The sequence below is a fragment of the Gordonia sp. L191 genome (genome assembly GCF_030077625.1).
In the GTDB taxonomy this organism is placed as follows: domain Bacteria; phylum Actinomycetota; class Actinomycetes; order Mycobacteriales; family Mycobacteriaceae; genus Gordonia; species Gordonia polyisoprenivorans_A.
Genome location: NZ_CP125996.1, coordinates 5,573,319 through 5,587,362, shown reverse-complemented (window position 1 = coordinate 5,587,362; position 14,044 = coordinate 5,573,319). Strand labels below are relative to the sequence as shown.

Sequence of the window (14,044 nt, the reverse complement as noted above, 5' to 3'; positions counted from 1 at the left end):
GGCGAATCAGGATGGCTCGTACCGTGCGGGGAGTTCCCTGGGAACCGCTGGTGAGAGACGAGAGATGTTGCCCTGCAACACATCCCGATAAATTCGTAGCTGTTCCTCACCACTGCGGACCTGCTCGGACAGCCGTTTGGCATTGTCCATCGAGATCTCGCGATCACCGGACCGGGCGACCAGGGCGTCGATCCGATCGTCGATCGTCGCGGCCTTGTTGTATTCGGCCAGAATCCGCAATTCCGTTGCCGCGGACTCGACGACGTGAGCCACGTCGGACAACGCCTGCACCCGATCGATCAGCTCGGACCACACCGGCCGCAACGTGGTCTCACGGCGGTCGATCTGTTCGGCGAAGGCCCGGTCGAAGCCACCATTGCGCTTGGCCCGGTCCAGGTCGACGCGCACCGCACGCAACGCGATGACGTCGGCGGCGATCTCGGCGAGTTCGGAGTGCAGGTTCACCTGCGTCCGCTGCACCGCGAAATGGTCTGAGCGCCAAGCGGGATTGGTCATGATCCGGTCGTAATAGTGGCCGGCGATGAACAGCAGCGCCTCATATCCGTCGACGAAGTTCGCCGACCCGGGCACCGCGGGCGCCTGAGCATCGCGATCGGTCGCCGCGGTGACCTGCTCGGCCCACTGCTCCACCTGACGATTCCCGGACCGCGCCGCGACCTGTCCGACGACACCGGCGATGCGCTCGACCGCAACGGTGCCTGCTCGGCGCACCGCGCGCATCGTGCCCACGTTGGGGGTCGGCGTACACAGCAGCCCGGCGAAGAGCCGTTCGCGCTCGTCGAGCTCGAGATAGACGTTCTCGCGGCGTTCGCGGCGGATGGCGCGCGTGCTGCCGGCGAAGACGCCCTTGCCGGTGACGAACGCCTTGTGCGCATCCTCGCGGCGTCGAACCAGCCCGTTGAGACGGTTACGCATCACCGCGGCGACCACACCGGGCACCATCGGCCCCGACTGCTGCGCCTCGAGCTGGATGATCGCTCGCTGCAGACGCCGCATCTCGCCGAAGCCACCCGGCACGATCGGCAACGGCAGACCTGTGGACACGCGGCGGATGACGATTGCCCGGCCCGTCGGCGTGAGATAACCCGAGGCGACCAGGATCGCGGCCACATCGGACAGTTCCGGCCGTTCACCGGGCATCGCCGACCGGTCACACCACTGCCGGATCTCCCCGCTGCTCGGGCCGCTGATCCGTGCCGCCCCCCGCATTCCGCCGTCGTCGATCATGTTCCCGCCTCGTCACCCTGCTTGTCGGCCATGCTGCTTCTGCGCCGTCTTGCTCACCCATGCTACCTGCGGGAACCGACGGTCCCGGGTGTGCGCGCACGCCACAGCGGCGAGGTCACACGGTGCAGCGCCCACGCCAGCACGACGCTGATGGCCGCGGTGAGACCGAACGCGATCAGCACGTTTCCGCTGAACACGTGGTAGCCGAGCGCGGCCATCACCACCTCGAGAACAACGACGTGCACGCAGAACAGCTCGTAGGAGATCTCACCGAGGAACACCATCGGTCGGCTGGCACACACCCGCGCCCACCAGGATCGCTGATCGGCGCCGGTGAGCGGGCCGACGAGACCGACGGCGATCACCAGGTACAGCACATGTTTGACGATCGTCGCCGACGCCGTGGTCGGGGTGATCGTCGGCTCCCCCGCGATCGAGCCCCCGGACACCAGAAACGCGGCGATCGCGATGCCCACCCACGCGGTGGTGTTCCACCGGCGGATCAGCGGTGCGCAGGCCGCGAGCAACATGCCGCCGACGAACCAGCCGAAGAATGCCGGCGCCCACAGGCGTGCTGTCGGATTCACCCCCGCACTGCCCGCGACGATGACCGACCACACCGGGCTGACCAGCAACAACGGCACCAGCGCTGCGATGAGAAGATCCGGTCGCCACCCGCCGCGCCTGCCCGACACACGCATCACACCGACCACGACGACCCAGCCGATCAACGGCAGGACCAGGTAGAACACGACTTCGGCGGCCAGGCTCCACATCTGCGTCAGCCCGGAGTGCAGGTGCCCGAACCCGTACACCTGCGTCAGTGTCATGTTGCGCAGGAAGCCCGACCAGCCGGTGCCGGTCGGTGACGCCTCGCCGCCGGGCGGGGCGATCGCGTACAGCAGATAGACGCCGATCACGGTGATCCAGTACGCGGGCAGGATGCGTCGTGCCCGGTGCCAGAAGTAGCGTCCGACGCCCGGCAGTTGCGTGTCGCGGGTGTTCTCGCGCGCCGCCCGCACCCATGGCGTGAACAACAGGTACCCCGAGAGCACAAAGAAGATCGCGACCCCGATCTCGAAGCGCGCGAACAGTCGGCCGACGTAGTCGTCTGTGTAGTGCCCGGTCCAGAACGCAGCGTGGGTCAGACACACCGACAGCGCGGCGATCGTGCGCACGCCGGTGAGTGAGGGAACGCGCGAGGCCATGCGCCGATCCTGCCAGCCGCACCGCCGCCCACCGCACAGGTGGTGGCACGATGATGCCATGGCGGGCACATCGGATCCGGATCGCGGAACACGCATTCGCGGCCAGATCTGGAAGAAGGGCCAGAAGGTCGACGGCTTCTCGATCGACGGCATCTCCGATCATCTCGACTGCGCCGACACGCTCATCTGGGCCGATCTCGACTGCCCGTCTCACGACGATCTGACGGCGCTGGCACAGGAACTGGACCTCAACAGCTTCGCGATCGAGGACACGATCGCCGCCGCCGAACGCGTCAAGACCGTGAACTACAGTGACTACACATTCATGACCGTCTATGCGATCACCGCCGCCCCGACCGGTGACGACGCGAATCCGTCTGCGGGCGACGAGAACCCGACGACCGGCTACGCAGCAGCGCGTCCGGATCAGCACTCCGCGTATGCGCAACGCGCCAAGTCGTTTGTTCTGCATCGTGTTTCGATCTTCGTCAAGCAGAACGCGTTGATCACGGTGCGGATGACACCGGGATTCGACATCTCCGTGGTGACCCAGCGGTGGGAGGAGATCGGCGGCGAACAGTACGGCATCGGCGCGTTGCTGCACGGTCTGCTCGACGTGGTCGTCGACGGACATTTCGACGCGGTCCAACGCCTCGACAACGACATCGAGGATCTCGAGGCCCTGCTCTTCGACGAGTCCGTCGCCGCTCGAACCCTACAGCGCCGAACCTACGATCTCCGTAAGGATCTCGTGCTTCTGCGTCGAGTCGTGGTGCCCATGCGCGAGGTCATCGCGGCGATCCAGCGTCACCGCTACGAGAACGAGGCGCCACCGGAACTCGACCCCCACTTCTCCGACCTCTACGATCACGCGCTGCGGGCGGCGGAGTGGACAGAATCGTTGCGCGACATGGTCACCACGGTGTTCGAGACCAACCTGTCATTGGCCGACGCCCGCCTGAACACCGTGATGAAGAAGCTGACGGGGTGGGCCGCGATCATCGCCGTACCCACCGCCATCACCGGCTTCTACGGGCAGAACGTCTCGTTCCCGTTCTTCCAGACCACCACCGGTTTCGTGGTCAGCTCGGTGTTGATCGTGGTCACCGTGATCGCCCTGTACACCACGTTCAAGCGGCGAGACTGGTTGTAGTCCGCCACTATGCACGCCGCCCGTGGCACGATGGCTTGTGATGGGCGACGGGTGTGGTGAGAGGGGATCGGTTCGATCCGTCTCAGGGGTAACCCCTGGGTGCAGTTCACAGTTGGGCCCTGCGTCCGACGCCGTGCAGCACGCTGCACGTGCAGGCCGGCGCCGCACCACGGTTGTGGTCACCGCACCCGTCATCCATCTTCTGAACGCCCGTACTCGACACGTTCGATGCGGCTGGATCACTCGATGACCGACGCCACTCTGGGTTTCGGTCAGGTCCGCGAGCTCGCCGCCGAGTTCTCGCGGATCTACACCGGATGGACGTGGCCGGAGGTGCTCCGTGCCTTGCGGGCCGTGCTCGCCCGGGATCTGGCGGATGCGGTGGCGCCGCGCCTGTTCGAGCTCTCCCCGACCGAACCTCGCCATCCCGAAGCGGTACTCGTCGAGGCCCTCGCACCGTGGACGTTGCTGCCGCCGGACCCGCCGCGCATCATCCGGCCACAGGAGCCTCAATCGAGCGGGACTGTGCCGGAAGGGCTTCCCGACCTCTATGACGTGACACAGCTGGCCCACTGGCTGGATTTCACCGTGCCAGAACTCGAGTGGTTTGCCGATCGCGGCGGTTGGCTGCGGACTGCGCGACCGCCGTTACGCCACTATCGAATCTGGCGTCGGAGCAAACGGGACGGTTTTCGGGTGATCGAAGCACCCAAGCCGCGGATGCGCGAAACCCAGCGCCGCCTGCTGCGGCGCCTCGTGGAACACGTCCCGGCGCATCCCTGCGCACGCGGGTTCGTCGCCGGATCATCGACCACCGCTTTCGCGTGGCCCCACTCCGACCGACCCGTCGTACTGCGCGCCGACCTCCGACATTGCTTCGAAACCATCACCACTGCCCGGGTGCGCAGGGTGTTCCATGACGTCGGCTATCCGGCACACATCGCCCGAATCCTTGCCGAACTCTGTACCACCGCAACACCCATCGATGAACTCGGTGGCATTGATCTGGCTCATCGTGCGCTGCTGCGCGACCGCCATCTCCCACAGGGCGCTCCGACGTCACCCCATCTGGCGAACCTCGTGATGCGCGGGCTCGATCGCCGGCTGGACGGGTACGCCCGTGCCAACGGACTGCGCTATACCCGATACGGCGACGATCTCGCCCTCTCGGGAGACTCCATGGACGCCGATCGCACGTTGTGGGTGGTTCTGAAGATCATTGAGGCCGAAGGGTTCACAGCCCACCCCGACAAGGTCCGCATCATGTACCAGCACCAACAACAACGCCTTGCCGGGTTGGTGGTCAACGACCGCCCCCAGATCTCACGCACCTCCTACGACAACCTGCGCGCACTGCTGCACAACGCCGCGGCACACGGCGCCCGGTCGCAGAATCACACCAACCATCCCGACTTCCGCGCACACGTGCTCGGACTGATCTCTTGGGTCGGTGCCACCAATCCCACTCGCCGCCAACGTCTCCTGCAGATGGCCGATGCCGTCGACTGGGACTCCTGACGCCGCTCACCTCCACCCCGGTCGCTGATGGGACGTGACCGGATGGTCGACCCTCCCCCGAGAGTCGAACGCTTCCACCACCCCACGCTCGCCTCGATCCCCGACGCTCGCCCCCTCCCCTGATGGTCGAGGTGCGAGCCACGTGCGGCGAGCCTCGAGACCGCTTGCGCCGGTGCTGGTTCGGCTCGACAGGTGGTGCGGACACTCATCGGCGAGCGGGGTCTCGAGGCCTCGACCATCGGATGGAAAAGTCCGGAGTAGAACGACGGCGCATTCCCTGACCGATGATCCACCGCCCCCCGATGGTCGAGGTGCGAGCCGCGTGCGGACGGGCCCTGGTGGTGCCAGGTGCGCCCGTACTGACGGTATTGAACGAGCCTGACGGGATTCTCGTACCCCGATTGCAGGGATACGGGCCCATCGACCCCGACTACGCCACCAGACTGTCCGAAGTGGCCAAGACGATTCACTACCCCGAATCCGCACGTGCCGCTGGACCACTCATCCCGCAGATCTCCGACCGACCCCAAGCCCCACCGGCGGATCCGACGGGACACGGCGGCCACACCGCGCCACCCCCTGGGGCACTGACGTATGCACCCAGCGCTGCGTTGCGCGCTGAGGTGCTGGCCAACGACGCCTGGTGCCGATACCCGTACTGCGGGATGCCGTCACACCTGTGCGACCTTGATCATTGGCGGCCGTTCAACCATGCCGACCCCGAGGCGGGAGGGTGGACTGTGCTCGGCGACCTCATCCCACTGTGTCGGGCCGATCACCAACGCAAACACCTCGCGGAGTGGGTGCCGACGTTGTACACCGATCGGCGGGTGGAGTGGCGGAGCCGACGGAGTGGGCAGGTGATCGTCACTTATCCGCGGTGACGACTTCTTTGTCTCTGGGGTGGAACCAGCTGTGGCTCAACGGGTCTCGAGGCTCCTCGCTGGCGCTCGTCGCACCTCGACCACCAGAAAAAGGGTACCTCGACCACCGGGGGAAGGGTTCCGACCACCCGGATCTCTCAGATCCCCATCACCTCGCGATAGTGGGCGTACGCACCGGCCACCTCATCCTCGGTGAGACCGAACTCTTCGAGGGAATAGCGGTGCACGCCATGGGCATTCTGCTGATGGGATTGTCGGTGCCGATGCATGGCGGCACGGGTCGGGCCGTCGAGTTCCAGGCCGGCGGCAGCGTAGATCCGGTCGATCTGCGCCATCGGGTCGGCAATGAGGTCGTCGTACCGCACGTCGACGAATCGGTCCGGATGGTGTTGGCGTACGACGAGTGCCCGTTCGGTCATGTCGACGTTGCGGCGCAACCAATGTCGCGCGACGGCAGCGGCATCGACGGTGTCGGAGAACATCGAATGGCCGTGAGCGAGCATGCTCGAGAACGAGGCTGTGGTGCGCACCGGGTCGCGGTGGGTGTTGACGATGACCGCGTCGGGAAACACGTCGAGCAGCGTGTCGAGATGCTCCAGATGCGCGGGCGTCTTGAGCACCCAGTGCGGTCGTCGGTCCTGCTGCGCGAGTACCTGCAACAGCACATTCAGATACTCGTACGACGGTCGGGCGTCCTGGCGCGCCAACCACTCGGCATACGCAGGTACGTTCAGCATCGCCTCCGGCACCTGGGATAAAAGTGAATACTCCTGCAGCAGAACATCTTCCTCTGGACCGTCGGCCTCGACGGCGTGGATGGCGAAGAACTGCGGGTTCAGGTATCGCAGGGCGAGTTCGGCGAGCTTGGTTTGTGCGATCCGCACCCGTGGCCGTGCACCTGCCCGCTCCCATCGGCTTGGCAGCAGGTGTACCACCTCCCACGATTGCACCGCCCGCATCCGCGGATCGGCGCCGATCAGCCGGTGCAGCATGGTGGTTCCGCTGCGCTGCAGTCCGGCGATCACGATCGGTGGGGTGATCGGCTCGTCGAGTATTTCGGGCTCGGCCTCCAGTAGTGCGGCCACCCGCAAACGCGTCGTGAGCAGGCCGTGCAGCCGAGCGCGGATCACCAACGCCCCGAAATAGCTGAGGTTCGCCTCCTCGACGATCGAACGGGTCAACACGTCGAGAGCGTCGTCGGTGACCGGGTCGGTCTCCCATGCCCGACCCGCCGACCTCTCGGCACGCCGCCGCAGGGCATCGGCGGACAGATCCGGCCCGAGACCACGTCTAACCAGCTCGGCACCAACATGATTGAGCGCTCGGATGCCACGTCGCCGATACGGCACGAATCCATCGGTCATCGCGACGCCCGACCGTCAGAGTTCGCGGACCTGCGCGACCGGTACCACCCGGGTCCGGGGTTGCGGATGGTCCTGTGCCCGAATCCAACGGAAAGTCATTCCGCCACAGTCATGCCCGGTGGTGTGTAGCCAGTTCGGCACGCCGGGATCGGTGTGTGCGACGACGATTCGCACGCTCCTGTCGGGCCGATACTTGGCGGTGTGCTTGTTGACGTGGATCGTCGAGTACCGGTAATCCAGCGACTCGAGCCAGTGGTTGTCGAGTTGGAAGTTCCATGCTTCACACTCGGGGATCTCCGCGTCGATCACCAGCGCCTCGTCGGCTCGCAGGCGCCAATAGCTGTGGTAGTAGATGATATTCGGGTCTCCACCGGCCTTCGTCGACTTCTCCGGATCGAACATGGGGAGTTCGTTGGTGTGCTCGGCGAAGTCGTGCGCCCACTTGGCGAAGAGCATCGACGCGCCGGCCACAAGCAGACTCGCCTTTCCGAGCCCGGCGTCGAGTTGTGCGGCGGTGAGCGGCTCGGGCGGCGGTGGCACCTGATCGTTGCCGGCACCGACAGCCGGATCGTAGAGCGCGATATGCAGATCGGCGGGCACCTCGGTGGTGCGGTCGGCGAAGGTCTGTCGCACGATCAGCAACCCGGTATCAGCGGTCATCGGCAACCAGTTGCCGCCCTGCCCCTCAGGCCACGGGCGGGTCGCACTGACGATCAACTCGAAGGTGCCGTCGTCGGCGATCTGCAGGTCGGAGGCCTCGACGTATCCGGTCGTCGGCATCTGCCCGCCCTGACCGTAATTGCCCTCCTGCGTCCCGAAACCGAGATAGTCGACGGTGCCGCGCGTCCCACTGATGCGATAGGTGAGCGTCCCGTCGACCGTCGCGTTTTGGTAGTAGTTGTCGGGATTGTCCGAGCCCATCTTGGCGGTCTCATGAATCATCCTGCGCAGCACGGGAGCTCGCGGGTCTGCGTATTCAACAAACGCTTCGAGTCCGGCGCGGGTGAGCCGCGACAGATATCGGTAACCCTCGGCCTGGGTCAGCGGATCGGTCGGCGTCCCCGGGTACATGATCGATGCGCCTGCCGATTTCAGCGTGTCGCAGAACTCTTCCCACGCCTTACCCGTGGCCACCCGGGCCTCTGCGACGTCGTCGGGGGTCTTGCCGCGTACCTTCAGCCAGGCCACGCGGGCCCGCCGGAATCCACCGAGTGCCGAGGTCGCCAGTGTTCGGCCGTTCATGCACGACCTCCGTTCATGCCCGCCTGAACCGTCCGGTACTCACTTTACGACTCGACGGGCCCGCTCAGAACGACTTGCGCGCAGTCTTCGGATCGCCGTAGGTGATGGCGCGTTCTCGACGGGTATCGGTGAGCAGCGTCGCAGCCCAGGTCACCAGGGTTCCGGTGCGGTTGCGGACGCCGGCGAGAAAGGCGATGTGGATCGCGCCCCACGCCAGCCAGCCCACCCGACCCGACAACCGCAGCGGACCGGTCTCCAGGATCGCGTTCTTCCGGGAGATGTAAGCGGCGCTACCGAAGTCCCGGTACCGAAAAACGGGTCGCTCGGAGCCTCCGGCGAGGAGCCCGGCGATCACCTCTCCGGCATGCCTGCCACCCTGCATCGCCACCTCCGCGACCCCGGGTAGCTCCTTGTAGGAGCTGATGTCGCCGACGACGAAGATGTCCGGATGGCCCGGAACCGACAGGTCATCCCCGACCGGGATGGTGCCGCCGTGATCCTGTTTCACCCCGACCGCGTCGGCGAGCGCCTTGACGAACGGCACCGCCTCGACGCCCGTCGTCCAGAGCGTGGTACGAGCCCCGAAGGTGTGCACCTCCCCGGACTTCTTCTCGGTGATCTCGACGGTGTCGGCACCGACGTCGGTGACGTGCACCCCGAAATGTGTTTCCACGCCCAGGCGTTCGAGAGTGCGCAATGCACTCGTCGACAGCGACGGACTGAACGACGGCAACAGTCGGTCGGCCCCCTGGAACAGGATCACCCGCGCCTCGTCCGGGTCGATGCTACGGAACTCCCGCTCCAACGCGTTGTGCGCCAATTCCCGGATCTGGCCTGCCAATTCGACACCCGTGGGGCCGCCGCCGGCGATCGCGAAGGTCAGCCACGGCTTGCGCCGTTCGGGATCGGGCAGGGTCTCGGCGACCTCGAATGCGCCCATCACCTTGCGACGGATGGCAAGTGCGTCGTCGAGGGTCTTCATCCCGATGGTGTGCTCCATCAGGTGTTCGTTGCCGTGGTAGGCAGTACGCATACCGACCGCGACGACGAGGTAGTCGTACCCGACCTGCTCGACCGACGAGTCGAGCCGGGTGACGGTGACCGTGCGTGCCGCGGGATCGATGTCGGTCGCTTCGGCGCAGTAGACGTCGGCGTTGCGCTGCCTGCGCAGCAGATGCCGGATCGGGCTGCTGATCGAGCCCTCCGACAGCAGGCCCGTCGCGCACTGATAGAGCAACGGCTGGAACAGGTGACTGGTACCGCGATCGATGACGGTCACCTTCGCGTTCGCGCGCCGGAGGCTGCGCGCCGCATGCATACCGGCGAAACCGGCACCGAGGATGACCACGTGCGGCCGGGTGTCCCGGCGGGGTTGGGACGCATTCACCTCGCCGATTGTGGCAGAAAGTTCGGCGCCGCGAGCGCCCCTCAGCTCTTCGCCGGGACCGCCGAGGTCATCGCGACGGTCGCCGCCGCCGCGCCCGCTGTCGCTGCGAAGACCGACGGCCAGGCACCGATCTTCTTCGCCAGGGGATGCGAGATGGCGAAGGCGGCAACGTAACTACCGAGCAGCCCGCCCGCGACGGCAGGCCCGCGCCGCAGCCATTGGCGGGTGCAGTAGACACCGGCGGAGGTGACGACGACGCCGCCGAGTTCGCGCCGGCCCGTCGCACGAAAAGCGCCGAAGCCGCCGACCAGGCCGACGGTGACACCAGCGACGGTGGGATCGATTGCCATGCGTGCAGCCTACCCAGGAGCCGACTCATCTGCGGCGGCGACCGTCGGTACTGTTGCGACGTGCCGTTCAGTAGTACCTCACGCCGCCGGATCGTGCGGGCTGCGATTTCCGAATTCGCCAAAAAAGGCTACACGCGAGCGTCTTTGGCATCGATCGCGCGGGCTGCGGGTGTCAGCAAGTCGGGCTTGCTGCACTACTTTCCCAGTAAAGAGCTCCTTCTGCGTGAGGCGATGGCGCAGATGGACGCGACCCATGGCATCTCGCAGTCGCCTGACGCCGAGGAGCCCGATCACACCGGCGGGCCCGATGATGACGCCATTGCCGAGTCCATCAGCGCACGCCTGGCCACCGCGCTCGACGACGACCGGATGTGGGCCCAGTTCTCCGTCTTGATGCTGGCCGAGGCTCTGACCGACGGCAGCGTCAGCCGCGATGTCGTGGCGGCCAAGTACCTCGAGGCGCGCTCGGATCTCGCCCGTCGGATGAAGCGTAAGTATCCAGAGGTTCCCGACGAGATCATCAACCGCGCCGCCGTTGCGATGTCGGCGATAGTCGACGGGCTCAACATCGCTGCGCTGATGGATCCCGATACGCCCATCGCGGATACCTTCGATACCTTCTACCCAGTTCTTCGGGACTATCTCAATTCGTTCTGACACCGAACTCGCCCCGGAGTCCGCACTCCTCGAGAGACAACCGCGACGCTCGACGACAACCCTGGTCACCGAGCGTCGCGGCACCCGAGGCGGCGGCACGAGGAGCCACATTCGGGCGATCAGCGAGAACCAATGGCCGCCGCGGTGCGATTCATATCGCGGTCTGTGCCAAGCACGTCCGGTGAAAGCACCTGCCCCACGCGGGACGACGACGCTCGTGCACCCTCGGCGGGGGCCACCGACGGAGCCGTCGGAGCATCCGCACGTGCTGTCGGCCCGCTACCGCCACTCTCCGTTCCCGCTGCCTCGCCTTGTTGGCTGTTCCGCTCGTCGATCCGTGCCTTGGCCCGGCTGATGTCGTTCATCGCCGACGCGGCTCCTTGTCCGGCACCGACCGCTGCGCCGGTTGCCGCGCCGATACCCGCACCGACAACGGCGCCGATCGGCGCAACCAAAGCGCTGGTGACCAGACCGCTGGGAACGCCTCCTGCGACCGCCCCGTACGCGCCACCCACTCCGGCTCCGATCACTCCGCCAACGGTCGCACCGAGCGCCGCGCCGATCGGGAACCCGACAGCGCATCCGACGATGACGTACGGCAGACCCACCGCGCAGCCGAGCACACCACCGACGACCGTTCCCACCGCGGCACCGTAGATTCCAACCCCGGTACCAACTGCGATGCCGGTGGCGAGGCCACCCGCCACTGCACCGGGCAGCCAACCAACCGCGCCGGTCAGTGCCGCACCCGCTGTCGCCCCGACTGCGGCTCCCTCGACACCACCGCGCACGGCACCCGCCGCTGCCGCATCACGGACTCGCTGATCATCGTTGATCGCATAGCCGGGCGGGATCGCCGCACGCTCGGTCGCCGGATCGACGCCGTCGGTCGTCGACGCGGCAGGCAGGCGTGCCTGCACAACTGCCGTCGCCGTCGTATTCGACGAGGTCAGCACGTCGGCATGCGCCGCGTCCTGCCCGGCGGTCAGCGCTAGTGCAGACGCGGCAAACAACGCTGTCGCACCACTTCGAATTTGTCTCTTGTTCACGGTTTTTCTCCTGGGTAGTGCCTATTAGACTTCGTACGGATTAGGGCAATTAAAGGGATTCACGTCGCGCATGGTGGTGATTAGACCGACCGGTCGGTCTGTCCCTACTAGACGGTAAGTACGACACGAACCCGGGTCAAGTCGAGCACCCCTGATGTGTGCCAGATCGCACTGGTCGGCAGAGTAACAACGCTCGATGTCGAGACCTCAAATCCGATTACTTTATCTGTGCGACAAGCTATTTCGCGTCTCGCGCACCGACGATCGCCCGCTGGACATCATTGATGGCACACCGGACTACGCCGCAGAGTGAACGAATTCCCCGCCGCGAGAGTCGCGCATAGGGACTTTGTACCCACTGTTCTCAGGACAAAACTCCCGCGATTCTTTATGCCGCGTCGGTGCACTTGCACACACCACGGATTTCATGCCAACATCTCTACACATCGTCGCCACGAAGTCGTGGATCGCCACGCACGGGCTCGCTCCCGCCGTTCGACTTTTCGACGACGTTTGTCAGACCTCGGATACCCGCCAGGTGGCACGAGTTGCGTCGTACGCCGCTCGGTCACCCGGCGTCAGTGGCGCGCGCCGTCGTCCCTCTCACACGGCGCGCGCCGCGCATCCGCACCGAGAGCACCCATACCACCGTCATCGGAGGCACCCGTATGAGCACCACCAGCAGCCCACGGCCAACGGCCTCGGCGCCGTGCGGGCGGTGTGGAGACCCACGCAGCGCGCATCAACACCACCGCTCAGGCAGCGACTGCTCGCTGTGCCATTGCCCGTGTTATCGCGACAACGAATCGCTTCGGGCGATGCGGGGCCTGCTCACCGCCTTCGCGATGAGTATCCCGATGTGGGCATTCGTGATCGGAATCTATTGGCTGACAACCTGATCAAGCATCCCAGCAGGATGCCGAACGAAAGAGGGACAATGGGAAGGCAACTGACACATGTCGTGATCGACGATCTCGACGGCTCGATCCTCGAGACCCACGTGACGGTGTCATTCGGGCTCGACGGCATGAGCTACGAGTTCGACACCTCGCCCGCCACCGCGGAAGAGTTCCGGCAGGTTCTCAGTCGATATCTGGCCGTGGCGCGGCCGGTCGATCATTCTCCGCCGCCACCACGACCCTGCTCACCTCGACGTCCCCGTGATCCGATGAACCAGGTGATCCGAGAATGGGCTCGCACACACGGTTTCACCGTGTCCGACAGGGGACGAATGCCTGCAGACATACGAGCCGCGTTCCACCGTGCCGCAGACCACACCGATACCGCTACTTCGTCCCCGACGAGCGGTCACCGTAATGGGTAGGCGCCTGATCACGGGGGCGGCTGCGCTCGCGACGACGGTGGCGGTGTGCGCGGCGACCACCCACCACGCCATGGCCCGCCCACACGCGCGCGCCGACGTCGCCGACACCGGTCGGTCGCTCACTCACCCAACCGATCGGGAACTCAGCACGTTTCTGTGGCAACGCCCCGGCGATCGTTACATCGTCGTACTGGGAGCGAGGGTCGGTCCCCGCGGGCAGATACCCCGGATTCTTTCCGATCGACTCGACGTAGCGGCACAACTGGCCCGAACCCACCCCTTCAACACGGTCATCGTCTCCGGCGGAGACACCTGGTGGCTGCCGATCAGTGAAGCGGGCTTCATGAATCTCGAACTCATCACACGCGGCGTACCCCCTTGGCAGATGATCAACGAGAAGAATTCCACGAGCACCGCAGAGAATGCCGCCAACACCGTGGCCATCCTGAACTCACGCAACGCAGACGGCGCCCTCATCGTCACCAACGGTTTTCACATGCAGCGAGCACTCGGCGAGTTCCGCACGGCCGCGGCACAACGCGGCCTGACTCTCGAGTTCCGGCCTGCCTACGCATGAGTCCGCACCGAGCGCACACGTGAGGTGCGGTGTCACACTGGAAGGTATGACCACCCCGTCTGCGCACCTCCTGCCGTGACCGA

Annotated in this window: 12 protein-coding genes and 1 pseudogene; 6 read left to right on the top strand and 7 right to left on the bottom strand. The window is 65.8% G+C overall.

What is annotated here, in order from left to right; translation table 11 throughout:
* Positions 1-6 precede the first annotated feature (6 nt).
* Positions 7-1,248, bottom strand: coding sequence for a hypothetical protein (locus tag QNM97_RS25140; protein WP_283820821.1), 1,242 nt, complete (start codon positions 1,246-1,248; stop codon positions 7-9).
* Positions 1,249-1,310: 62 nt separating this feature from the next.
* Positions 1,311-2,456 (bottom strand): acyltransferase family protein, encoded by a 1,146-nt coding sequence (locus QNM97_RS25135; RefSeq protein WP_283820820.1) that lies wholly within the window; start codon positions 2,454-2,456, stop codon positions 1,311-1,313.
* A gap of 58 nt (positions 2,457-2,514) precedes the next feature.
* Between QNM97_RS25135 and QNM97_RS25130 the strand changes: the two genes are divergently transcribed.
* From QNM97_RS25130 to QNM97_RS25120, 3 genes and pseudogenes are all read left to right on the top strand, one after another.
* Positions 2,515-3,609 carry a magnesium transporter CorA family protein gene (locus QNM97_RS25130; RefSeq protein WP_283820819.1) on the top strand — a complete coding sequence of 365 codons (1,095 nt, stop codon included), beginning with the start codon at positions 2,515-2,517 and terminating at the stop codon, positions 3,607-3,609.
* Positions 3,610-3,855: 246 nt separating this feature from the next.
* On the top strand, positions 3,856-5,127 hold the full coding sequence (locus tag QNM97_RS25125) for a reverse transcriptase family protein (RefSeq protein ID WP_283820818.1): 1,272 nt from the start codon (positions 3,856-3,858) through the stop codon (positions 5,125-5,127).
* 308 nt (positions 5,128-5,435) lie between these two features.
* Positions 5,436-6,011: pseudogene (locus QNM97_RS25120) on the top strand (HNH endonuclease signature motif containing protein); the annotation flags it as partial.
* Positions 6,012-6,148: 137 nt separating this feature from the next.
* Here QNM97_RS25120 and QNM97_RS25115 read toward each other — a convergent pair.
* From QNM97_RS25115 to QNM97_RS25100, 4 genes are all read right to left on the bottom strand, one after another.
* Positions 6,149-7,375 (bottom strand): sulfotransferase family protein, encoded by a 1,227-nt coding sequence (locus tag QNM97_RS25115; RefSeq protein ID WP_283820817.1) that lies wholly within the window; start codon positions 7,373-7,375, stop codon positions 6,149-6,151.
* Between the two features lie 15 nt (positions 7,376-7,390).
* Positions 7,391-8,617: a DUF1214 domain-containing protein gene (locus tag QNM97_RS25110; protein ID WP_283820816.1), complete on the bottom strand. Its 1,227-nt coding sequence runs from the start codon at positions 8,615-8,617 to the stop codon at positions 7,391-7,393.
* A gap of 64 nt (positions 8,618-8,681) precedes the next feature.
* On the bottom strand, positions 8,682-10,004 hold the full coding sequence (locus QNM97_RS25105) for an NAD(P)/FAD-dependent oxidoreductase (protein ID WP_283820815.1): 1,323 nt from the start codon (positions 10,002-10,004) through the stop codon (positions 8,682-8,684).
* 41 nt (positions 10,005-10,045) lie between these two features.
* The gene (locus QNM97_RS25100) at positions 10,046-10,354 is read right to left on the bottom strand and encodes a hypothetical protein (protein ID WP_283820814.1); all 309 of its coding nucleotides are present in this window, start codon (positions 10,352-10,354) and stop codon (positions 10,046-10,048) included.
* 60 nt (positions 10,355-10,414) lie between these two features.
* On the opposite strand from QNM97_RS25100, the gene QNM97_RS25095 reads away from it, so the two are divergent.
* On the top strand, positions 10,415-11,011 hold the full coding sequence (locus QNM97_RS25095; protein WP_283820813.1) for a TetR/AcrR family transcriptional regulator: 597 nt from the start codon (positions 10,415-10,417) through the stop codon (positions 11,009-11,011).
* A 119-nt stretch (positions 11,012-11,130) separates the two neighbouring features.
* Here the strand turns inward: QNM97_RS25095 and QNM97_RS25090 are convergent, their stop codons facing one another.
* Complete coding sequence (locus QNM97_RS25090) at positions 11,131-12,060, bottom strand: hypothetical protein (protein ID WP_283820812.1); 930 nt, start codon at positions 12,058-12,060, stop codon at positions 11,131-11,133.
* Between the two features lie 859 nt (positions 12,061-12,919).
* On the opposite strand from QNM97_RS25090, the gene QNM97_RS25085 reads away from it, so the two are divergent.
* Entirely contained in the window at positions 12,920-13,384 is a 465-nt protein-coding gene (locus QNM97_RS25085; protein ID WP_283820811.1) for a histone-like nucleoid-structuring protein Lsr2, read from the top strand.
* Positions 13,377-13,961, top strand: a complete 585-nt coding sequence (locus QNM97_RS25080; RefSeq protein WP_283820810.1) for a YdcF family protein — start codon at positions 13,377-13,379, stop codon at positions 13,959-13,961. The genes QNM97_RS25085 and QNM97_RS25080 overlap by 8 nt, the downstream gene beginning before the upstream one ends.
* The last annotated feature ends 83 nt before the right edge of the window (positions 13,962-14,044 follow it).

Bases quoted from the DNA above. Each gene is read 5' to 3' on its own strand.
- QNM97_RS25140 (WP_283820821.1), bottom strand. From the start codon at position 1,248: ATGATCGACGACGGCGGAATGCGGGGGGCGGCACGGATCAGCGGCCCG.
- QNM97_RS25135 (WP_283820820.1), bottom strand. From the start codon at position 2,456: ATGGCCTCGCGCGTTCCCTCACTCACCGGCGTGCGCACGATCGCCGCG.
- QNM97_RS25130 (WP_283820819.1), top strand. From the start codon at position 2,515: ATGGCGGGCACATCGGATCCGGATCGCGGAACACGCATTCGCGGCCAG.
- QNM97_RS25125 (WP_283820818.1), top strand. From the start codon at position 3,856: ATGACCGACGCCACTCTGGGTTTCGGTCAGGTCCGCGAGCTCGCCGCC.
- QNM97_RS25115 (WP_283820817.1), bottom strand. From the start codon at position 7,375: ATGACCGATGGATTCGTGCCGTATCGGCGACGTGGCATCCGAGCGCTC.
- QNM97_RS25110 (WP_283820816.1), bottom strand. From the start codon at position 8,617: ATGAACGGCCGAACACTGGCGACCTCGGCACTCGGTGGATTCCGGCGG.
- QNM97_RS25100 (WP_283820814.1), bottom strand. From the start codon at position 10,354: ATGGCAATCGATCCCACCGTCGCTGGTGTCACCGTCGGCCTGGTCGGC.
- QNM97_RS25080 (WP_283820810.1), top strand. From the start codon at position 13,377: ATGGGTAGGCGCCTGATCACGGGGGCGGCTGCGCTCGCGACGACGGTG.